Below are 19917 nucleotides of genomic sequence, written 5' to 3'. Positions count from 1 at the left end.
GCTTTGAATTCTGATGTAAAACGTTGCTTGGACATGGTGCCCTCCTAAAGTTGTATTCTAACCTAAGGAGTGTCTAGTGTTTTAGGGGAAGTCCAATTGGCCATCTGCCGCTTGCTGAATATCAGTTATCAGCGTATTTCTTTACGTTGTTATTACTTATCTGATGAAGGAAATGAAGAACCTGGTTTTATTGTGCGGCCAGTAGAAAATGCACCTTTACAGCAATTCTGTATTTCTAAAGCACTCACTGAGCCGGAGTGGGGGTATCGCTTACAATGCTGGGATGCCTATACCTGCAGTACGCCTGAAAAATTATTGAATATAATTGCCTCCGGTGCTGGGGCCTGTCCAGTTATGTTGAGTGCATTAAAAGTATTAAAGAATCGTTTTCCAGCTTACTGTAGTGGCCTTACCATTTGGGATGAACAGGTGCTAAAAGCAGCTTCACTCTATGGTCCCGAAATTAAAGCAGCCAGAGTTATTGGTTATGCGCTATATCCTGCCAGAAATGGTGTGGACCTTGTAACGGATAGTTATATTTATGACCGCATTTTGAAGCTGGGTTGCAACAGCTTAGAAGCGCCGCTACTAAAGCTGAATGTAGAGAACATACCAGTTAATTTTTGTACTGTGGCAATTACAGAAGCTGGCACCGCCGCGTTAAGAGAAGAGTGTAATACGATCAATATGAATGGCTTCTCTGACTGGATTGGCGGGATAGAGTTAAATACTGCATCAGGTGGGATTTGGTTAAGGCACAGTGACGGAAGTATTCAATATACTCAAAATATCTGAAAGTGCAGCGCATGGCAGGGAGGGAGTCAGCATTTTGCCCAAATCCCGGAGTAACGGGGCTACAGAGATTTATATAACTGTGCTAAAGGTTTAGTTTATCAACGTTGTGGTGATAATAAAATATGAAATATGACTCTGTTGATTTAGTCTGTAAGGAGATAGATTGTTTTCGTAAGAATAAGCAATATTGCAAAATTATAGATATTTGTACTACAGCTCTTTCGTCTTATCCTGACGATGTAATGATTTTGTCTGAGTTGTCTCACGCTTATATTTCTGTACGGAATTATCATAGTGCTGTTGATGTATCCACAAAAGAAATTGAAATTACTAAAAATGATTCTTATTTATATTTTAAGAGAGGGCGATGCTTTCTATATCTGTCAGAGTATTTATTGGCAGATAGTGATTTCGACATGATTATTGCTCTGAAAGATTCTCACCCCCGTAATGATGCATATGTTGAGACGGGCTATTTTTTTAAGGCTTATGCTTCGATAAAGCTGGGAGCGTACTCTGTCGCCGCAATGTGTTTGCAGCAAGTAAGAGAGGATTTTACAGGGCATTTAGGTGATGGCGGTGTTCAAACCAAAATATCCTTGTTGAAAATCATTGAAAGAAGCGTTTGAAAAATAGTTTTAACATTCAGCTCAGTTTGTAAGATTAAAGCTGCAGACGGGTAAACCAGCTAAGCGATGTTGCCAGCGCTTTTAAGATTGAGGTTTTACCGGCACCATTGTTGCCCACTAATACCGTTACATTCGATGGAATACTCTCTGTGGGGCTAGTTGTACGTAATTTTTCGACCCGGCTGTTAAAGCAGCCGGGTAAGGCTTTGCGATGCGTTTACTATCAGCCTGGTGTATAAGGCCCGTGGCCGGGTAATAATTTTATCAGTGCGCGGCTGATCATGGATGGAAATACCGATAAATGATCTTCGTCTGCAATAACCTGGCTTTCTACCTGTAAACCGGGGTGATTACGGCTTTTTAAGATTTTTTCAAACTGTTGCATGTCGGCCATGATATTGACCGATTTGGCATAGCGCGGGCCGTCTTTTATTTGTTCGTACTCTGCGGCATACAATTGTACCTGCAATGTTTTATTAAGCTTTTTCAGTTGTTGCTGCCGGGCGGTGTACTGTTGCTCAAGTTTAAACATATATTTTTTATCAAACCACAGCGATGGGCTGCTTAAAATATACGTATCAAAGGTTTCTGGTTTGGTCAGCAGAATTTGTGTGCCCAGTAAACCGCCATAGGAATGGCCAACAAAGAGTTTTCGATTTGGCTCTACCTGATAACGCCCCAGTACAAACGGAATCACCTGTTGTTGCAAATAATCGGCATATGCGGCTGCGCCGCCATAGCCTTTGCGGGTGGCGGTAGGGGTGTAGTCCAGATTACGGCTTGCAGTAGGGGTATCGCCTTTGGCGTAAGACAGCCCGACAATAACAAAGTCTTCTATATTCTGGCCGCCAGCACCAAGGCGGTTGCGGATGCTGCGGATCAGCGGGAATGCATAGTTAGCGTCTGACACAAAAAGCACTGGCAGCTTTTTTGTTGTTTTACCATAAGACGCCGGCAAATCTATCCACACTTCATAGTGTCGCCCATTTGCGCTCGGTAGCTGATGTACTTTAGTATTGCTAAGCTCATACGCCGGAGCTTGTTCTTGTGCCAATAGCTGTTCTGCGCTGGCTTTGGTATCGGCCAGCGTTATCGGGCTGAGTAATGTTAGCAAGGTAAGGCATAAGCTTGTAGAGAATGGTGTTTTATACCGTGGTATTGTTAATTTCATGCGATTTTCCTTCTTTAATTAATGGTTTGGCGTTTTTCAGGCAATAAGAACCCGCACCCGGCAGAGTCGGGCAAAAATTGGCCTGTGTTTAGTTAAAAAATTACAGTGGCAAGTAGGGTGCCGGGTCTTGTTGTTTACCGTGTAGCAGTAACTCAAAGTGTAAATGTGGCCCTGTTACCCGGCCTGTAGCACCCATTTTGCCAACCGGCTGACCGGGCTCAACTGTTTGGCCCGCTACCACATAAAAGTCGTCCAGGTGCGCGTATAAGGTTTGATAGCCGTGGCCGTGGTCAATTAACACCACTTTGCCATACCGTTCATGCAGGCTGGTGTCATCGGTAATTAATACCCGGCCTTTTTGCGCAGCCAGCACGGCAGTACCGGGCTGGGCTGCAAAATCCAGCCCCTGATGCGGGCGGTTATCACGAAACGGGTGTTGTTCAGCATAAAATGAGTTAACCGGTACATTGTTAACAGGCAAATGCCATATTGCAGGTGGCGCAGTAAAGTGAAGCTGGGCAACGGCGGTATTAAGTACTGAGGCGCTACAACACAATATTAGGGCAATACGCCATTTTTGCCGCAGTGGCACGGCGGCTACAGGTTTAAACAATTGCTGCAAACGTTGCTGATAAAATTGTTTATCTGCACTGGCTTGAACAAAGCCGGGCATCAGTTGCGGCGGTGTTTTTGGCTGGCTTAGCGCTAAGCTGGCCAGCAAGGTTTGGCCATATAACACTGCGTGCTGCGGTTGCGCTGTTAGTACGGCGTTATCTACAGCCAGTTCTATGTTGCGGATAAAAGCAGCTTCCAGCTGCCGGAATACCGGATTAAACCAGCACAAGGCTACCAATATACGCATAATAAGCAGTTGTTGTGGATCGCGCCGTTGCAGGTGCATCAGCTCATGGCTGATCAGCAATTGCCGCTGTTGTTCCGACATTTGCCAGATATAAGCAGGCACCACCAGTGTTAGCTTAAACCAGCCTGCAATAAAGGGTGATACTGCGGCTTCGGTTTGGCGCAATGTGAAACGATTTGCTAAAGGAGCAACTTGCTTCAGTTGCGCTGCGGTAAACAGGCTGTCAGGTGCCAGCCTGGTACTATGGCGGATAAACTGCTGCAGTTGCTGCCATTGTTTGGCTAGCTTTACCAGTTGTATAAGGCTTAGAGTAACGATAAAAGCTAAGGCTATTTGCCAGTACAGCCCGGTATTGGCGGGTGTGCCAAGCAGAGCCGGGTGCATAGGCTGAGCAGCTAATGTTTGCACTGAATACAGGGTATCCTGCAGCAATACCGAGGGAATAGTCCAGTGTTGATACAGTTCTGGCAACGGCAGCAAAGGTAAAAAACTCAATGCCAGTAACCACCAGTATAAAGCTGGCCACTGCTGCAAAACGTGGTTTCTTTTAAGCAGCGGTTTGGCTATAGCCCAAAGTGCGGCAGACCAAAACGTACATAACAATAGTGAAATCAGCAGATGTTGTGTCATATCAGCTCTCGTTGTCTTTCATCGCAGTGTTTTTGGTTTGGGCATGCGCTGGCGAGGCTAATTCGGCCAGTAACTTTTCCAGATCTGCCATTTCATCTGCATTAACCAGCTTACTGCTGGCAAACATGGCTACCGGCAACGGCTCGTTAAGCTCAAATACCCGTTTGGCAAAATCCTGCGCAAAAGCCGCCAGTGTCGGCATTTTATCCAGCAAGGTGGTATAGCTGTTTTTATTAGCCATGGTTTCACAGGCGATAAAACCTTTATCGCCCATGCGCTCAAGCGTTTTGCGCGTAGAGGAGTTGCCCCAGCTCAGCACCGTTGCCAGTTCATCGTGTATTTCCCGTGCTGTAAGTGGTTGTTTCGACCAGAGTAATTTAAGAATTTCCAGTTCAGGTGCGGTAGGTTGCTGCATAGGGTGATAACTATTCAGGTAATTAATAATCTGAATAGTGCGACAGTTGTCGCAATAGATCAAGTGTTATTTGCGACAATTGTCGCAGATGGTGAAAACACAGTGGGGTGTTAATCGTGGTTAGGCAATCTAACGGGGATTTTTTCCGCTGAAAACCTACAGATGACTTTGTGGAGTTTGCGGTTGCCCCAATACCGCGACAATCAGGATAAAGTGGTCTTCTTTTGTGAAATATGCCATATGCTTAGCAACAGGACAGTAGAACCCGTTAGCGTAGATCTCATTACAGCCACGGCCTAACTCAGGGTTGTCGGCTAACATTTGAAAGCCAGAAAGCAGGTTTTGTTTGTACTTTTGCCACTGTGCTTCAGAAAAATTTTCTATCGTGTACTTTTTAATATTCTGTAGGTGCGTCTTAGCCAGGCTGCTTAGCTTATAGCGTTTATTTTGCATTAGCAGTGTCTATAGCGCGCTAAGAAAGTTTGCACCGTCAACAATATTGTCTTTTTTTAGGTCTTCCTGAGCAGAGTGAAAACAGTGCTTAAGGTAATCAGCTTTCATTGCTTCAAGCGCTTCGTAGTCATGAATAGACATTACTACAACGGCGTCCTTACTGTTTTTGCTGATTTTGATAGGTGCCCGTTGAGCATTTAGCAATAACTCACCGAAATTTCGTTTAGCGTCGTTTGCTGTTAAGGTTTGCATAGATAGGCTCTTTTTGCGGTAAAGCATGAGTATAGCTAATGGCATGAAATGGTCAATATGATTAAATCGTGTGATTTTCCTGAAGGGAGCATTAATAATAAAACGCTATCATGGAAATATGAATGCGCTGGTGGATGCTTAGTGACATTGAAAACAACGCCGGGATTTCCCGGCGTAATTGTTATCAGTTTAGGGTTGGCGCAATCAGCGCATAGTCGGCATTGAGAACTGATTAGTCGTTGCCTGGCCGGTGGGCCAGCGGGCGGTGATGGTTTTCATGCGGGTGTAAAAACGTACGCCGTCGGGGCCGTGCATATTGAGCGGGCCAAATACGCTGCGTTTCCAGCCGCCGAAACTATGGAATGCCATAGGTACCGGAATAGGCACGTTTACGCCCACCATGCCTACCTGCACCTGGGCAGCAAATTCGCGGGCGGCTTCGCCACTGGCGGTAAAAATGGCGGTGCCGTTGCCAAATTCGTGCTCGTTAATAAGCTTAAGGCCGTCCGCAAACGACGGTACCCGTACGACGGCCAGTACCGGGCCGAAGATTTCTTCGCGGTAAATGCGCATACCGGGCTTAACATGATCAAACAGCGTTGGCCCAACAAAATAGCCCTGCGGGTGGTTAGCCACCTGCAGTTTACGGCCATCGGCCAGCAAGGTAGCGCCTTCGGCGACACCGGTATCAATATAGCTACGCACCTTATCGGCGTGTTGCTGGCTAATTAGCGGGCCCATATGTGGCTCCGGGCTAATGCCTGTGCCAGGCCCGGTGTGTAGCGTGGCAATTTCCTGCTGCAGGCGATCTGTTAAGGCATCGGCTACCTCGTCTCCTACGCATAGCGCCACAGAAATCGCCATACAGCGCTCACCGGCCGAGCCATAAGCCGCACCCATCAGTGCGCTGGTTACCTGGCCTAAATCGGCGTCGGGCATGACCAGCATATGGTTTTTAGCGCCGCCCAGTGCCTGCACCCGTTTGCTGTGGGCGCTGCCGGTGGCATACACGTATTCGGCAATCGGGGTAGAACCGACAAAGCTGACTGCCTGTACCCGTGAGTCGGTTAGTAGCACATCTACTGCTTCTTTATCGCCGTTAACCACATTAAACACACCTGCCGGTAAACCAGCTTCCAGCAGCAATTCTGCCAGACGCAGCGGCACAGACGGATCTTTTTCTGACGGTTTTAAGATAAAAGTATTGCCGCAGGCGAGCGCAATAGGGAACATCCACAGCGGTACCATAGCCGGGAAGTTAAACGGTGTAATACCGGCACAAACACCCAGGGGCTGCATCAGGCTGAAGCTGTCAACGCCACGGCCAACATTCATCGAGTGCTCGCCTTTAAGCAAATGTGGAATACCACAGGCAAATTCTACCACTTCCAGGCCGCGGGTCAGCTCGCCCTGCGCATCAGAAAATACCTTACCGTGTTCCTGGCTTATCAGTGTTGCCAGCTCGTCGCGGTGTTGTTCCAGCAGGGTTTTGAAGTTAAACATCACCCGGGCACGGTTTAACGGGGTAACCTGGCTCCAGCTTTGAAAGGCTGTTTCAGCTACCGCTATGGCGCTGCGGGTTTCGTCGGCGCTGGCCAGGCTAACCTGCATCTGCGCTTCGCCGGTAGCCGGGTTATATACCGGTTGGCTACGGCCACTGTTGCTGGGCTGATGCTGGCCGTTGATAAAATTGCTTAGGGTTTTCATTGGTAAATCCTTGCTATTAATACGGTTGTTGTTGCTGTTTACGCTGATAATCATCAAGTGCCTGCTGTACTTTGGCCTCGCCCGATATCTGCGGTATTGCCACATCCCACCAGGTGCCATTATCGGTGCTTTGCTGTGGGTCGGTTTTTATTTCAATCAGGTAGCTGCGCGGTGCGGTGCGGGCGCGTTGTAGTGCCTGCTCCAGTTCGCCGATATTGGCTACCCGTTCGCTTAGCGCACCCTGAGCTTTGGCATGGGCTGCAAAGTCGATATCGGGTGCGTCGTCGGCGCAGTCGTCCCACAGGTTGTTAAAAGCAGTATTGCCGGTGCCACGCTGCAGCCTGTTGATACAACCAAAGCCGCGGTTGTCCAGCAGCACCACGATAATTTTTTGTTTTAACATCACCGAGGTAGCCAGTTCTGAGTTCAGCATTAGGTAGGAGCCATCACCCACTACCACTATTACCTCACGTTCTGGCTGTGCCAGTTTTACGCCCAGGCCACCGGCAATTTCGTAGCCCATGCAGGAAAAACCATATTCAACATGGTAGCTGCCAGGCCCTTCTGTACGCCACAGTTTATGCAGCTCGCCGGGCAGGCCGCCTGCCGCACAAACAATAACATCGCTTTTTACAGATTGGCGTTTAACTGCACCCAGCACCTGGGCATCGCTTGGCAATACTCCGCTGGCAGGCGGTGTGGTTAACTGATCGTAGCGTTGCTGCCATTGCTGATTTAACTGCTGTGCATGTGCCAGCCAGCCGTTTTCGCTTTGCCATAGTGGCAGCGCTTTATCCAGCTGTGTAAGCAGCAGGGCGGCATCGCCCACCAGCGGTATGGCCTGGTGTTTAGCGGCATCAAAAGCGCCAATATTCAGTTGCAGCACAGTTTTACCGGCAAAGCCGGTACGGGACTGGGTGGTAAAATCCTGCAGACGGCTGCCGACTGCCAGAATAAGGTCGGCTTCGGCCGCCAGTTGGTTGGCTGCTGCTGAACCGGTCACGCCAATACCGCCTACGGCACAAGGATGCTGCCAGGGTAGGGCACCTTTACCGGCCTGAGTTTCAGCAACCGGGATCTGGTGTTGCTCGGCAAACCCGGCCAGTGCCCGGCATGCTCCGCTGTAATGCACGCCACCACCGGCAATAATCAGTGGCTTACGGGCTTTTAATAACAGTGTCAGGGCGTCGGCAAGCTCCTGTTCGTCGGCGCCGGGGCGGCGGAAGCGGTGTATACGTTTTGCAAACAGTGATACTGGGTAGTCGAAGGCTTCGGCTTGCACATCTTGTGGCAGTGCTAATGTGACCGGGCCACAATTAACCGGATCAAGCAGGGTTTGTATTGCTACCGGCAAAGAGTGAATAAGCTGCTCCGGCCGGTTAATACGGTCAAAATACCGGCTGACCGGAATAAAGCAGTCAGTAGCAGCAACCGTAGGGTTGCTGAAGTTTTCAATTTGTTGCAATACCGGATCGGGTTTACGGTTGGCGAAGTGATCGCCGGGTAAAAACAATACCGGTAAACGGTTGGCATGGGCCAGGGCGGCAGCCGTAACCATATTGGTAGCACCGGGGCCAACCGATGAGGTACAGACCATTAACTGCTGGCGGTTATTGGCTTTAGCAAAAGCAATGGCGGCATGTGCCATGCCTTGCTCGTTGTGGGCGCGCAGGGTTGGTAACTGCTCACGTACCTGATATAGCGCCTCGCCCAGGCCTGCCACATTACCATGGCCAAAAATAGCGAATACGCCGGCAAATAGCGGTTTGGGCGCAGTGTTGTCTGGCGTAGAGATATATTGCGCCGCCAGAAACCGTACCAGCGCCTGAGCAGCAGTTAAACGGATTTTGTCTGTCATGAGATTTTTCCTTACGGGCTTAGCCCTTACGAGCCAGCCAGGCCTGGGTTAGCGCCCGGTAGTTTTGACGGATTTGTTGCTGTAAGCCTGCATCGTCCAGTGTTCCGGCCAGCCAGCTCTGGCTGGCTTTGGCAAAAATAGTGCGGCCAATAGCAAAACCGCGGCAAAGCGGAAAGGCAGCACTGTCACGAAACGCTTGCATCAGCTCGTTAGCGGGTGCATCAAGCCCCAACAAAATAACACCACGACAATGCGGCGCCTCGTTAGCGATAAGCGCTGATACCGCCTGCCAGCCCGCCGGGCTTTGCGGGGGTAATTTCCACCAGTCTGGTTTTATACCTTGCTGATAAATCAGCTGCATGGCTTCAGCTACCGTGCTATCACTGCAGGCAGAGCCAGCCGGTGGGATCACTTCAAGCAGCAGTTCGTGGCCGGATATACAGCAAGCCTGATACAGTTCGGTTAACTGGCGGCTTTGTTGCTGCCAAAGCTCTGCGTCATCCTGTGGGTGCATAAACACCAGGCATTTAACAATATGCGAACGTGGCCAGCTGATTAAACGCGAACCGATAGAGCGGCCACCTTCCAGCTCCAGCGGGCGCGATGCCGGTACTTCAACCGGGCGGCCAATCCACCAGCCGGTGCCGGTAACATCGTTTAAGGCATCCTGACCAAAGGTATCATCAATCAACACTCCGGCCTGTACCGGTAGCTGTTGCTGTGCTACTTCCTGCTGGTAAGCGGCCAGAATAAGCTGTTTTAGCTTTGGCAGGCGCGACAGCGGTGCTCCGGCAGCTTCAGCCATGTCGATAAACTGTTTGCGGTGATCAAAGGCCAGAATGCAGAGTTCTTGCCAGTTGGCCGGGTGGCGGGTGGTGACCCGGTGCAGGTAATTAAGCTGCGGATCCAGATCCGGCCTCGGAATGCTATGCTGGTGTGCCAGATAGTAATCCAGCTCTTCCGGTGTGGGTATGGCAGGGGCGCAGCCATGGCGCGAAACGACCAAAGCCCCGCAGGCATTGGCATAGGCGCAGCAGCGTTCATAGCTTTCACCCCGCAACCAGCCACGTAAAAAGCCAGCCATAAAGGCATCGCCAGCGCCTAATACATTTAGTACCTCTACCTGTACGCCCTGAGCAAAAAAGGCATCGTCCAGCGAATCGGGGATCTGGCTGTCAAAAATGCTGCAGCCCTGCGCGCCGCGTTTTAGCACAATAACGGCGTCAGTCAGCTGGCGCAGCGTTTTTAAGCAGGCAATGGTATCGATGCTGCCACCGGCGATATGCACTTCTTCTTCGGTACCAACAATTAAGTCGCACAGCGGTACTATAGATTGCAGATGGGCAGTGACATTGTCATTAGACACAAAACGGTTATCGCCCTCGCCGGGCCTTGCCAGGCCCCATAGTACCGGGCGGTAGTCGATATCCAGGATCACTTTAGTGTGGTTACGGCGGGCATAACTGATGGCCTGGCGCGCTACCTTATCAACGTGGGCTGTAGAAAAGTGGGTGCCGGTGATTAATAGCGCCTTGCTTGAGGCAATAAATGCCTCGTCAAAATCGCTGATATCAATTGCCATATCAGCGCAGTCGGCGCGATAAAACAGCAGGGGAAACTGCTGTTTGGTTTTAATTGATAAAATGGCCAGGGCCGTTAAACGCTCGGGATCAGTAACCACATGGCTGGTATCGCAGCCAGCACGGGCCAGCTCTTCGCGGATAAACTGGCCGAACTGTTCATCGCCAACCCGGGTAAGCATAGAGGCTTTTAACCCCAGCCGTGCCGCGCCAAAGGCGATATTGCACGACGAGCCGCCCAGCGATTTGGCAAAAGAGGCAATGTCCTGTAGCCGGTCGCCAATTTGCTGGCCGTACAAATCAACTGAAGCCCGGCCTAAACAAATAACATCCAGAGTTTTATTCACAAGCGTTCTCCCAAAAGCTACCAGTCTCCTCAAATGCGATGCTGGTGACGAAATAATCAACCTAGATTAGAATGAATTTTCTATTTATACAATACTTGGAATATTTGTTTTATTGAGTTAGACTCGAATCATCAGCAAATTGCCGTCACAGAGGTAACAGGGTGGATGCACCGGTGTGTAACAGCCAGCAAGAACTGGAACAACGGATAGAGCAGCGCTTTAGTGAGCTGAGCAACCGTTTGCAGTTGGTAGCAAGGTATTTGCTGGCGCATCCCGATACTGTTGCTTTTGGTACCACTGCAACCATTGCCCAGGGGGCAGGTGTACATGCCTCGGCGTTGGTGCGTTTTGCCAATGCCTTTGGTTTTTCTGGCTTTAGTGAAATGCAGCAGCTTTTTAAAAACCGTTTGCTGCAAGCAGGCCCGGATTACCAAAGCCGTATAGCGGCGGTACAACAGGATCAGTCTGTACCTGTGGCTCAAGCCGGGGTGCGTTACCTGCAGCAAATTGCCGCTGCCAATGAAGCGGCCATGCTGCAGCTGTGTGACGAACTGGATGCAGGCTTATTGCAACAAGCCTGTGAGCTGCTGGCCAAAGCCAGGCTTATTCATATACAGGGTGCAAGACGTTCTTACCCGGTAGCCAGTTATGCCAGTTATTTACTCAGCAATACCGGTTTGCCGGTACATTTGCTAGATGGTGTGGGTTATATGCAAAATGGCCCGCTGAATTTACTCGGCACCGATGATGTATTGCTGGCTATCAGTTTTGCCCCTTACGCTGCAGAAACCCAGCAGGCAGTGAGCCGGGCGGTGGCTGCAGGTTGCCGTATTATTGTGATTACCGATCACCGGTTAAGCCCCTTAACAGCGCAAGCTGATATTGCCCTGCTGGTACGCGAAGCCGAAGTGCACTCGTTCCGGTCATTAAATGCCAGTATGAGCCTGATCCAGGCTCTGGTGCTGGCACTGATCCATGATGCTGAAGCCCTGGCTGCAGCAAAACCTGCCGGTTAAGGAGCTTACAATGTCGTATTTACACCGTAAACCGATGGCGGCTGATAGCTGTGGAGTTATTCAGCATATTACGCCGCAAAATGCTCACTGGGAGTATGTGGGATTTGACGTAGTGCTACTGAAACCGGGGCAGAGCGCAAAGTTTGCCAGCGGCCACAGCACCGAGCTGTGTGCGGTGTTGTTATCCGGCCGGGCTGATTTCGCCACGCTGGAGCAACGTTTTACCAGCGTTGGGGCACGTACCAGCGTATTTGACGGGCTCCCACCTTATGCACTGTATTTACCACCGGGCGAAACACTTACGGTAACGGCGCTAACTGAGTTGGAACTGGCTCTGTGCCGGGCACCGGCACAGGGCGGCTTACCGGTAAGGCTTATCACCCCGGATGACTGTGTGCAGGAAACCCGTGGCCAGGGTACTAATACCCGCCAGGTATGTAATATTTTATTTGCCAATTTACCTGCCGAGCGCTTGCTGATTACTGAGGTTATTACGCCGCCGGGGCACTGGTCGAGCTATCCGCCACATAAGCATGATACTGACGCGATTCCACAGGAAAGCGCACTGGAAGAAACCTACTACCATAAACTCAACCCCAGCCAGGGCTTTGCGTTTCAGCGGGTGTATACCGATGACCGGCGTATTGACGAAACCATTTGTGTAGAACATAACAGCGTGGTGCTGGTGCCGGAGGGCTATCATCCGGTTGGTGCCCCCCATGGCTACGAGCTGTATTATCTGAACGTGATGGCAGGCCCAAGCCGGCAGTGGGTATTTAAAAATGATCCGCAACATGAATGGATCATAAAAAAATGACCGGGCCAGCGGCAGCTTTAGTGTGGGTTGTTTCACCGGCCGGGTTGGCTGGTCGACTCCCGTACAATCAGTTCGCAGTCAAATATATCTGCACCGCTGTCATTACTTGCTGCCACTTCGCCTTTAAGTTTTTTAATCAGTTTAAACGCTGCCCGGTAACCAATGGCATTGATGGGCTGGCGCATCGACGTAAGGTTTGGCCACACCTTGGTGGTAAGCGAAATATCGTCAATGCCGCAAACCGACAACTCTTCCGGTATTTTAATGCCACGGCGGTGCGCCTCGTACAACACGCCAACCGCCATTTCATCATTGGCGGCCAAAATGGCAGTAGGGCGGGGCGTGCGGTTAAGCAGTGTTGCCGCGGCATCTACACCAGACTGATGCGTATAGTAGCCTTGCACAAGCAATTGTTCATTCAGCGCAATGCCGGCATCGGCAATGGCATTACGAAAGCCCCTTTCGCAGCGGTGGCTGGATTCCTGATCCGGATGGCCCAGCACAAAAGCAATGTCTTTGTGATGCAGGCGCAGCAGATACTGTGTCATCTCGTAAGCGGCTTTTACGCCGTTAAAACTGACGCAGTCGTCACTGTCCTGATCTTTAGGCCCAATGCGGATATAGCGCACTCGTTTGCGTTGCAACATATCCAGCAGTTCCTGCTTGTCGCTAAGCGGCGGTACCAGGATCAGACCATCAGCCAGGGTGTTATCGATAAATTCTTCAATCTCATATACCAGGGTAGGCGAGCGGTAGTTGCAGTCGTACAGAAACAGCCCCATATGTTCTTCGCTGCAGCACTGCAAAATACCTTTTTGCAGTTTTTGCAAATAGCCCGGGCTGGGGTTATCAGCCAGCAAGGCAATAAACAGCGAGCGGTTTTTGGCCAGCGCCATACCCAATGGGTTACGCTTAAACCCCAACTGATGGATAACCGCCATCACCTTAGTGCGGGTTTCTTCCGACACATTAATTTCATTGTTGATCACGCGCGACACGGTTTTTTTCGAGACACCGGCATGACGCGCCACATCGTTAATGGTTACTGATGACATGTTTTGGCAACACCTCTGTTATGGAGCAAGCAAATGAATACTACTTAGCCTTAAGCCGCAATACGTTGCCGGTATAACTGCACCACCCTGTCCCTGGTGGTTATATTGGCACAGACTACTGCGCTGTACATTCTGGCGGGTAAACCCGCTGGCACAGTGACTTATTGCGGTCAGTTTGTTAAAGGTTCTAGCTATAATGCAAATTGACACCGGTGTCAATTTGCATTATAAAATTTATTATTGCCAATAGCCCGGTGAGTTTGCTGCTATTGGGTTTATTTATGTCTGGCAGGAGTATTTTTGGTGACTGATGTTGACCCTATTAAACAGGCCAGCCCACAGCTGCTGCATGGTGAATATGCAGCTTTGGCCTATGCAGGCACGCTGGCAGGCTACAGTTATACACACCAGGTGCAGGCTGATCCGCTGTTTACCCGCTATTTACAGCACTTATTGCACTATGAAATGACAACGGCGCCCGGGCCGCAAAATACTGCTGCCGTGCTACAGCAACCGGCTGCAGCGCAAGACAAAAAAAGCTTACAGCAGCTTACACAAAATGGCTCACAGCAATTAATACCCGCTATTCTGGCTACTGCAGAGCAGCGCCTGGCAAACGGCCTGGCCATAGATGCGTTGTGTTTTACTGTAGCGGCCTGGCTGCGCTTTAGCATGGGCTTTGATGCGAAAGGGGATATGCTGCAAGTGGTTGATCCGCTGGCTGAGCGCCTGATGCAAATAAGGCTGCAGTACTGGGATCATATTGATGAGTTAGTGGCACAGTATCTGCTGGTTACACCGCTGTTTTCAGTGACACTACGCGACAATACCTTATTTCGTGACAGACTGACCTATTGGCTAAGTTATATTCTGGCCAATGGGGTAGTAACGGCGTTACAAACCTTAATATTGGAAGTTCAGGATTATTCAGCCGCACCGCGTTTAGCCGGAGGTAAAGTATGATCAAAGTGACGGTGTGGAATGAGTGCCGCCATGAAAAAGAAGACGCCGATGTGCAGGAAGTGTACCCCGAAACAATTGGCGGCTGTATTGTCGATAATTTAGCACCTTACGGTTTTGATTTAACACTGGCCACGCTGGACGATCCGGAACAGGGCTGGCCGGCAGAGCGTATTGAGCAAACTGAAGTAGCTATATGGTGGGGACATCGTTACCACGATGAACCCAGCGATGCGCTGATTGATAAACTACAGGCTCGGGTGCTGGCAGGCATGGGGTTGATCGTGCTGCACAGCGGCCATCATGCCAAGTTATTTAAGCGGCTTATGGGCACCAGTTGCAACCTGAGTTGGCGTGAGGCCGAAGGAGGCGAGCGTGAGCGGGTATGGTGTCTGAAGCCATCACACCCGATCGCCTATAATATTCCACCACAAATTGAGCTGCCACAGTCAGAAATGTACGGGGAGCCGTTTGATATTCCTGAGCCGGACGAACTGATTTTTAACTCCTGGTATCAGGGCGGCGAAGTGCTGCGCAGCGGCTGTACGTTCCAGCGTGGTCGTGGGCGGATTTTCTTCTTCTCACCGGGGCATGAAACCTTCCCGATTTACCGTAACCCGCATATTATCCAAATTCTGGCCAATGCCATCCAGTGGGCGCATCAGCCGCATCAAAGTGGTTGGATGCTGGGAAACTGGGGCCGGCCAGTGCCACTGGAAGAAGGCGCGCCGAAACAAACCTACTTTAAAAAGCCACGTAAGTTGATGCTGGCGGAAAAGGCTGCGAAGAAAACAGGTAAATAATTGCAGCAATAAAAAAGCCAGCCTGTATCCGGGCTGGCTTTTGCAAATCATGCAGTTATTTACAAAGTAACTGGCACGCCATCCTGGCTGGCGGATAGTTTAATGGCATCCCATAACTGCGCCATGCGCAGGCCTTGCTGTACGTCAGACGGGTTATCGATTTCGCCTTTTCGCACCTGCATAAATACATTCATCAGGTTATTGGCGGCTTCCTGCTCTTTGCGTACCACATTACCCTGTGCATCTTCAATTTCCATCCAGCGGCCCCAGGCGCAAATGCGTACTATGGCTTGTGGGAAGAAGCACTCGATACGGGATACACAGCGGATACTGCGGCCACAGGCATGCAGGTTAAACAGGGTACCGTCGTTTAGCTCGCCTGACACTGTGGTAACCACATCTACCGGAAAACCGTGGTTGTGCATAATGGCACTGATACGAGCGAACGGTTTGCTGGTAATTTTTGAGACGGTGTTCATCATATGAGCGCCGGTATCAAACATAAAACCGCCGCCTGAAATAGCCGGAGCCTGTTTCCAGTGGCCCTGATATTTGTCGGCCCAGTCTTCCCAGATTGCCGCGTTAATGCTGACTAGGGCGCCATACTTTTGGCTGGCAATGGCATCTTTTAGCTCCTGCACCAGCGGCGATAAGCCACCCTGATACGCCACGACCAGAGTTTTGCCGGATTTCTGCTGTGCTGCAGCTAAAGCTTCTGCTTCTGCCACGCTGGTTACCATCGGCTTTTCCAGCAGTACATCCAGCCCCAGTTCAAGGGCCAGCAAGGCTTGTTCGGCATGGCTGGCATGGGGTGTACAAATATAAACGGCATCCAGCTGTGCTGCGTTGTCCTGCAGCAATTGTTGCCAGCTGTTGTAGCAGGCAGGTGCTTGTTTTTGCTGTTGCTGGGCAATACTGCACACATTGTCCATTGCTTTGGTATTGGGGTCCATAATCGCCATCAGCTTGATATCCGGGCGGACTATCCAGGTTTGAATATACTGTGTTGCTTTAGTGCCACAGCCAATAATTGCCAGTTTTAATTCCACTTCGCTCTCCCAGATGCTGCAAGGATAGTTGCTACTGCACGGCAGCATCGTTTTGTCGTGCATTGTTGATCAAATTCTGCGCGTTGTGCATTAGCCTGCAACACCTGTAATGACGCAATCTGCTTTAAGTTGGTGCGCTTTGCTATGCCTGACCGCACCATTAAATTGCATATTGACACCGGTGTCAATAAGCGTATTATCAAAACAGACAGGGTAACTAGTACAAAAAATAGTCGTGTTAGTGTAGCTCCTCAGGAGCACAAATAACCGGCAAACAGAAATGCACTAAAGTGCAACAAAATTAAAGAGCTAGACTATGAGCTGGACGACTAAATCTCTGGTACTGCTGCCTGTTGGCGCAGTGCTTGTCGCAGTTGTTGGCTGGTGGTGGGGGGAGTCTCCATCCGTTCAACAGCAGGATTTGCCCACGCTGGTAATTGCTGAACATCGTACTGCCCGGATACAGGCACTACAGCAGCTAAAACCAGCACTGGAAGCCGAACTGGGTGTACACCTGAAAATAGTGGAATATCCGGCACCTCCGCAGGATTATTTCACCAAGCTGGTTACCGAACTGCGGGCCGGTAATGCGCCTGATGTATTTACTATTCCCCGTGATTTACAAATGGATGATCTGGCAGCAGCCGGGTATCTGACCAACCTGACAGATGCGGTTGAGCATTGGGCAGGGTATCAGCATCTGCCTGAACTGGTTAAACAGCTAACCCGTGCCAGCTTTGATGAGCAGGTATATGTTGTGCCTTCTATCGTGGCGGTAGAACAACTGTACTACCGGCATGATTTACTGACTGCAGCAGGTATCAGCACCGCACAGCCGCAAAGCTGGCAGGATTTACTGTCACGCAGTCGGCAAATTAAACAGCAACTGGGCCAGTACCCGCTATTAATTCCGGCCGGGCTAACCTGGGGTATGGGTAGCTATACCGAGGGGTTCCGCTATTTACTGGCCAGCTTCAGCGATTATCAATTATTGAATGTGGATAACCAGTATGTGTTGGCAGGTGAGGCGGTACGGGCATCGTTTGGGTTTTATCAAACTCTGGTACAGCAGCAGTTGATGCCGGTAAAACCTTTGCTTAATCCTGAGCCATGGGTTATTCCAAAATATGAAATGTTTCCCAAAGGCCAGTTACTGATCACTACCTGTGGCAGTTGGTGCAAAGTATTTGACTGGGGGCCGGACAGCCGTAACCCGATCCCAAATGTGGATCAGGCGGTGCAAACCTGGAAATTTCCCAGTGCCGACGGTGGCGAGCCTTTTGCGTTGGCTTCGGTGGTATATTCGTGGGGCGTAAACGCCAAATCACGCCAGCAGCACCTGGCACAGCAATTGGTGCTGGCGCTGGGCGAGGTTGATGTAGCGCTGGTGTATGCTGAAAAGCTGGGCAACGTACCGGCACGGCTGGATGCGGCGCAGCATCCGGGTTTTGCAGCAATGGGCAGCAGGATGGAAGACCATGCCTTGTTATCGCAGGCGCGTGCGCTGCGAACTACGGTAGGGTCTAATGCCATGATGGCCGGCGTGGCGCAAGCCTCTGAAGCCGTGCTTACCGGCCGTTCAGACGCTGGCCAGGCACAGCAACAACTGATTGACTATGTGACCAATGTATTAGGTGATCAGCAGGTAAAGCCTCAGCTGACGGTGGCGGCCCTGCCAAAAGGAGGTAAGCAGCATGATTAAACTGACTTACGAAGCCCGCCGTCAGCTTGGTTACCGTTTTATGATGGCCCCGGCTTTATTGCTGATGGCAGCTTTTATTGTATTTCCGGCCTTTTATGCTTTTAGTTTAAGCCTGACAGACGATGCCTTACTGGGGTTTGCTGCGCAGGAGTCATCTTTTGTTGGCCTGCGTAATTTCAGCCGTTTATTTGGTGATCCGCTGTTTTGGAATTCACTGAAAGTTACTCTGATTTTTGTTATTGGCTCTGCCGTTATCGGCCAGTTTGTGCTGGGGTTTTTATCTGCGTTAGCACTGCAACGGCCGGTGCGTTATAAGCCTATTTTTAATGCCATTATCTGCCTACCCAATGCTGTACCGGAAATGGTAGTGGGCTTTTTATGGATCTCAATGTTTGCCAGCGGTGAATATGGCACATTAAATCGTTTGGTTGCCTGGTTTGGTGTCGATCCGCAGCAGTGGCTGTATACCTTTCCGTTGCTGTCGATCATTATCGTAAATACCTGGCGTGGCATTGCCTTTGCCATGATCCTGCTAACGTCGGGGTTAGCGGCAATCCCCAAAGATATTTATGAAGCAGCGAGGGTAGATGGTGCTACCGATACACAGGTGTTCTGGCGTATTACGGTGCCCATGATGATGCCTACAATCTTCCTTTATATGTTTATTTCTACCGTAACCACCTTTGCCATTTTCGGTTTGGTTTATACGTTAAGCCGTGGCGGGCCTGCCAATAGTACCGAAATACTGGGTATTTATATTTATAATCAGTCATTTACTGCGTTTCAGTTAGGCTATGGTGCAGCTGTGGCGGTGGTGAGTCTGGTGGTATCGATGATCCTGGGCATTATTTATGTTAGAGCCCTGAAGGTGGAGGTTTAGATGGTAGCTGTTGTCCGGTCTTCCTTTGAAGACGTTACTGTAACGCACCATGCTTCGCAGAGGCGGGCTTATTTGACGCTGGTGTTGATTTCGCTGTTTTGTATGATGCCGTTTTTCTGGGTGGTGCTGGCGGCTTTTGATCCCAAAGCCAGCCAGTTTTTACAAATTCCGCAAGGCGTTACGCTGGATCATTTCAAGAATATTTTTGCTAACGAAAGTGGTATGCGCTGGGTACTTAACTCAGTAGTTATTGTGGGCAGTGCCACCATTTTAACCCTGATTTTTGCTGGTTTTGGTGGTTATGCACTGTCGCGTACTCAGGCCTGGTGGAAGCGCCCGCTGCTGTACGGCATTATTCTGGTAAGGATAGTACCACCACCTGCACTGATCGTGCCGGTATACAAAGTGATGCTGTTTTTAAATGATTGGGTAAACGGGTTGATTAACCAGTTTACCGCCGATGTAGAGCAGCAACAGATGTTAAGCCGGATGTTTTCTTTTATTGACGGTTATCTGGGTTTAATTCTGATCCACTGTGCCATGCAATTACCGCTGGCGATCTGGATTATGAAAACCTTTTTTGATGCTATTCCGAAAGATTATGAAGAAGCTGCTGCGCTTGATGGCGCCAGCCAATGGCAAACTGTGCGCCATGTTTTATTGCCGCTGGCATTGCCGGGCTTTGCTGCAGCGGGCTTATTCGCCTTTATTAATGCCTGGGGCGATTTTTTAATGCCGCTGATGTTTACCTCATCGCCAGAGCTGCAAACGCTGCCGCTGGGCATGTTCCGTGCGTTCTTGCGGGTAGACGCTATTGATTACGGCTTTTTAACCGCGCTGGCTGTTATTTATACCTTGCCAGCCGTTATTGCATTTGCTTTTGCCAGAAAGTTCCTGACTCAAACGTTTTCTGGCGGCGTAAAAGGTTAACAGGAT

20 protein-coding genes are annotated in these 19917 nt (G+C 50.1%); 9 read left to right on the top strand and 11 right to left on the bottom strand.

The window, feature by feature from the left end:
- The first annotated feature begins 96 nt into the window (after positions 1–96).
- Together M2404_RS15365 and M2404_RS15360 are read left to right on the top strand one after the other, a co-directional pair.
- Entirely contained in the window at positions 97–795 is a 699-nt protein-coding gene (locus M2404_RS15365; protein ID WP_259240646.1) for a hypothetical protein, read from the top strand.
- A 122-nt stretch (positions 796–917) separates the two neighbouring features.
- On the top strand, positions 918–1424 hold the full coding sequence (locus M2404_RS15360) for a tetratricopeptide repeat protein (RefSeq protein WP_259240645.1): 507 nt from the start codon (positions 918–920) through the stop codon (positions 1422–1424).
- Positions 1425–1458: 34 nt separating this feature from the next.
- Here M2404_RS15360 and M2404_RS20360 read toward each other — a convergent pair whose 3' ends face one another.
- From M2404_RS20360 to M2404_RS15320, 9 genes are all read right to left on the bottom strand, one after another.
- Positions 1459–1566, bottom strand: coding sequence for an AAA family ATPase (locus tag M2404_RS20360; RefSeq protein WP_405047790.1), 108 nt, complete (start codon positions 1564–1566; stop codon positions 1459–1461).
- Positions 1567–1647: 81 nt separating this feature from the next.
- Positions 1648–2595 (bottom strand): alpha/beta hydrolase, encoded by a 948-nt coding sequence (locus M2404_RS15355; protein ID WP_259240644.1) that lies wholly within the window; start codon positions 2593–2595, stop codon positions 1648–1650.
- Positions 2596–2695: 100 nt separating this feature from the next.
- Complete coding sequence (locus M2404_RS15350) at positions 2696–4087, bottom strand: M23/M56 family metallopeptidase (RefSeq protein ID WP_259240643.1); 1392 nt, start codon at positions 4085–4087, stop codon at positions 2696–2698.
- Position 4088: 1 nt separating this feature from the next.
- Positions 4089–4502 carry a BlaI/MecI/CopY family transcriptional regulator gene (locus tag M2404_RS15345; RefSeq protein ID WP_259240642.1) on the bottom strand — a complete coding sequence of 138 codons (414 nt, stop codon included), beginning with the start codon at positions 4500–4502 and terminating at the stop codon, positions 4089–4091.
- 156 nt (positions 4503–4658) lie between these two features.
- The gene (locus M2404_RS15340; protein ID WP_259240641.1) at positions 4659–4955 is read right to left on the bottom strand and encodes a type II toxin-antitoxin system RelE/ParE family toxin; all 297 of its coding nucleotides are present in this window, start codon (positions 4953–4955) and stop codon (positions 4659–4661) included.
- A gap of 9 nt (positions 4956–4964) precedes the next feature.
- Entirely contained in the window at positions 4965–5207 is a 243-nt protein-coding gene (locus M2404_RS15335; RefSeq protein WP_259240640.1) for a type II toxin-antitoxin system Phd/YefM family antitoxin, read from the bottom strand.
- 204 nt (positions 5208–5411) lie between these two features.
- Positions 5412–6914, bottom strand: a complete 1503-nt coding sequence (locus M2404_RS15330) for a CoA-acylating methylmalonate-semialdehyde dehydrogenase (RefSeq protein WP_259240639.1) — start codon at positions 6912–6914, stop codon at positions 5412–5414.
- A 16-nt stretch (positions 6915–6930) separates the two neighbouring features.
- Positions 6931–8772 (bottom strand): 3D-(3,5/4)-trihydroxycyclohexane-1,2-dione acylhydrolase (decyclizing), encoded by a 1842-nt coding sequence (gene iolD, locus M2404_RS15325; protein WP_259240638.1) that lies wholly within the window; start codon positions 8770–8772, stop codon positions 6931–6933.
- Positions 8773–8791: 19 nt separating this feature from the next.
- Entirely contained in the window at positions 8792–10699 is a 1908-nt protein-coding gene (locus M2404_RS15320) for a bifunctional 5-dehydro-2-deoxygluconokinase/5-dehydro-2-deoxyphosphogluconate aldolase (protein ID WP_259240637.1), read from the bottom strand.
- Positions 10700–10860: 161 nt separating this feature from the next.
- Between M2404_RS15320 and M2404_RS15315 the strand changes: the two genes are divergently transcribed.
- The gene (locus M2404_RS15315; RefSeq protein ID WP_259240636.1) at positions 10861–11715 is read left to right on the top strand and encodes a MurR/RpiR family transcriptional regulator; all 855 of its coding nucleotides are present in this window, start codon (positions 10861–10863) and stop codon (positions 11713–11715) included.
- Positions 11716–11725: 10 nt separating this feature from the next.
- Positions 11726–12532 carry a 5-deoxy-glucuronate isomerase gene (gene iolB, locus M2404_RS15310; RefSeq protein ID WP_259240635.1) on the top strand — a complete coding sequence of 269 codons (807 nt, stop codon included), beginning with the start codon at positions 11726–11728 and terminating at the stop codon, positions 12530–12532.
- Positions 12533–12564: 32 nt separating this feature from the next.
- On the opposite strand, the gene M2404_RS15305 is transcribed toward iolB, so the two are convergent.
- Complete coding sequence (locus M2404_RS15305; protein WP_259240634.1) at positions 12565–13587, bottom strand: LacI family DNA-binding transcriptional regulator; 1023 nt, start codon at positions 13585–13587, stop codon at positions 12565–12567.
- 303 nt (positions 13588–13890) lie between these two features.
- Here M2404_RS15305 and M2404_RS15300 point away from each other — a divergent pair, with 303 nt between their 5' ends.
- Both M2404_RS15300 and M2404_RS15295 read left to right on the top strand, forming a co-directional pair.
- Positions 13891–14550, top strand: coding sequence for a mannitol dehydrogenase family protein (locus M2404_RS15300; RefSeq protein WP_405047789.1), 660 nt, complete (start codon positions 13891–13893; stop codon positions 14548–14550).
- Positions 14547–15350, top strand: coding sequence for a ThuA domain-containing protein (locus tag M2404_RS15295; RefSeq protein WP_259240633.1), 804 nt, complete (start codon positions 14547–14549; stop codon positions 15348–15350). The genes M2404_RS15300 and M2404_RS15295 overlap by 4 nt, the downstream gene beginning before the upstream one ends.
- Positions 15351–15409: 59 nt before the next feature.
- Here the strand turns inward: M2404_RS15295 and M2404_RS15290 are convergent, their stop codons facing one another.
- Positions 15410–16399: a Gfo/Idh/MocA family protein gene (locus tag M2404_RS15290; protein ID WP_259240632.1), complete on the bottom strand. Its 990-nt coding sequence runs from the start codon at positions 16397–16399 to the stop codon at positions 15410–15412.
- A 316-nt stretch (positions 16400–16715) separates the two neighbouring features.
- Between M2404_RS15290 and M2404_RS15285 the strand changes: the two genes are divergently transcribed.
- The 3 genes from M2404_RS15285 to M2404_RS15275 are packed head-to-tail and all read left to right on the top strand — an operon-like array spanning position 16716 to position 19911.
- The gene (locus M2404_RS15285) at positions 16716–18101 is read left to right on the top strand and encodes an ABC transporter substrate-binding protein (RefSeq protein WP_259240631.1); all 1386 of its coding nucleotides are present in this window, start codon (positions 16716–16718) and stop codon (positions 18099–18101) included.
- On the top strand, positions 18094–18981 hold the full coding sequence (locus M2404_RS15280; RefSeq protein WP_259240630.1) for a carbohydrate ABC transporter permease: 888 nt from the start codon (positions 18094–18096) through the stop codon (positions 18979–18981). Before M2404_RS15285 ends, M2404_RS15280 begins: the two co-directional genes overlap by 8 nt.
- Positions 18982–19911, top strand: a complete 930-nt coding sequence (locus tag M2404_RS15275) for a carbohydrate ABC transporter permease (protein WP_259240629.1) — start codon at positions 18982–18984, stop codon at positions 19909–19911.
- Positions 19912–19917 lie beyond the last annotated feature (6 nt).

This window comes from Rheinheimera pacifica (assembly GCF_024809855.1).
GTDB classification, from domain to species: Bacteria; Pseudomonadota; Gammaproteobacteria; order Enterobacterales; family Alteromonadaceae; genus Alishewanella; species Alishewanella pacifica_A.
This window is presented reverse-complemented; position numbering and strand designations above follow the sequence as displayed.

Bases quoted from the DNA above. Each gene is read 5' to 3' on its own strand.
- M2404_RS15360 (WP_259240645.1), top strand. From the start codon at position 918: ATGAAATATGACTCTGTTGATTTAGTCTGTAAGGAGATAGATTGTTTT.
- M2404_RS15355 (WP_259240644.1), bottom strand. From the start codon at position 2,595: ATGAAATTAACAATACCACGGTATAAAACACCATTCTCTACAAGCTTA.
- M2404_RS15350 (WP_259240643.1), bottom strand. From the start codon at position 4,087: ATGACACAACATCTGCTGATTTCACTATTGTTATGTACGTTTTGGTCT.
- M2404_RS15345 (WP_259240642.1), bottom strand. From the start codon at position 4,502: ATGCAGCAACCTACCGCACCTGAACTGGAAATTCTTAAATTACTCTGG.
- M2404_RS15340 (WP_259240641.1), bottom strand. From the start codon at position 4,955: ATGCAAAATAAACGCTATAAGCTAAGCAGCCTGGCTAAGACGCACCTA.
- M2404_RS15335 (WP_259240640.1), bottom strand. From the start codon at position 5,207: ATGCAAACCTTAACAGCAAACGACGCTAAACGAAATTTCGGTGAGTTA.
- M2404_RS15330 (WP_259240639.1), bottom strand. From the start codon at position 6,914: ATGAAAACCCTAAGCAATTTTATCAACGGCCAGCATCAGCCCAGCAAC.
- iolD (WP_259240638.1), bottom strand. From the start codon at position 8,772: ATGACAGACAAAATCCGTTTAACTGCTGCTCAGGCGCTGGTACGGTTT.
- iolB (WP_259240635.1), top strand. From the start codon at position 11,726: ATGTCGTATTTACACCGTAAACCGATGGCGGCTGATAGCTGTGGAGTT.
- M2404_RS15305 (WP_259240634.1), bottom strand. From the start codon at position 13,587: ATGTCATCAGTAACCATTAACGATGTGGCGCGTCATGCCGGTGTCTCG.
- M2404_RS15295 (WP_259240633.1), top strand. From the start codon at position 14,547: ATGATCAAAGTGACGGTGTGGAATGAGTGCCGCCATGAAAAAGAAGAC.
- M2404_RS15285 (WP_259240631.1), top strand. From the start codon at position 16,716: ATGAGCTGGACGACTAAATCTCTGGTACTGCTGCCTGTTGGCGCAGTG.
- M2404_RS15280 (WP_259240630.1), top strand. From the start codon at position 18,094: ATGATTAAACTGACTTACGAAGCCCGCCGTCAGCTTGGTTACCGTTTT.
- M2404_RS15275 (WP_259240629.1), top strand. From the start codon at position 18,982: ATGGTAGCTGTTGTCCGGTCTTCCTTTGAAGACGTTACTGTAACGCAC.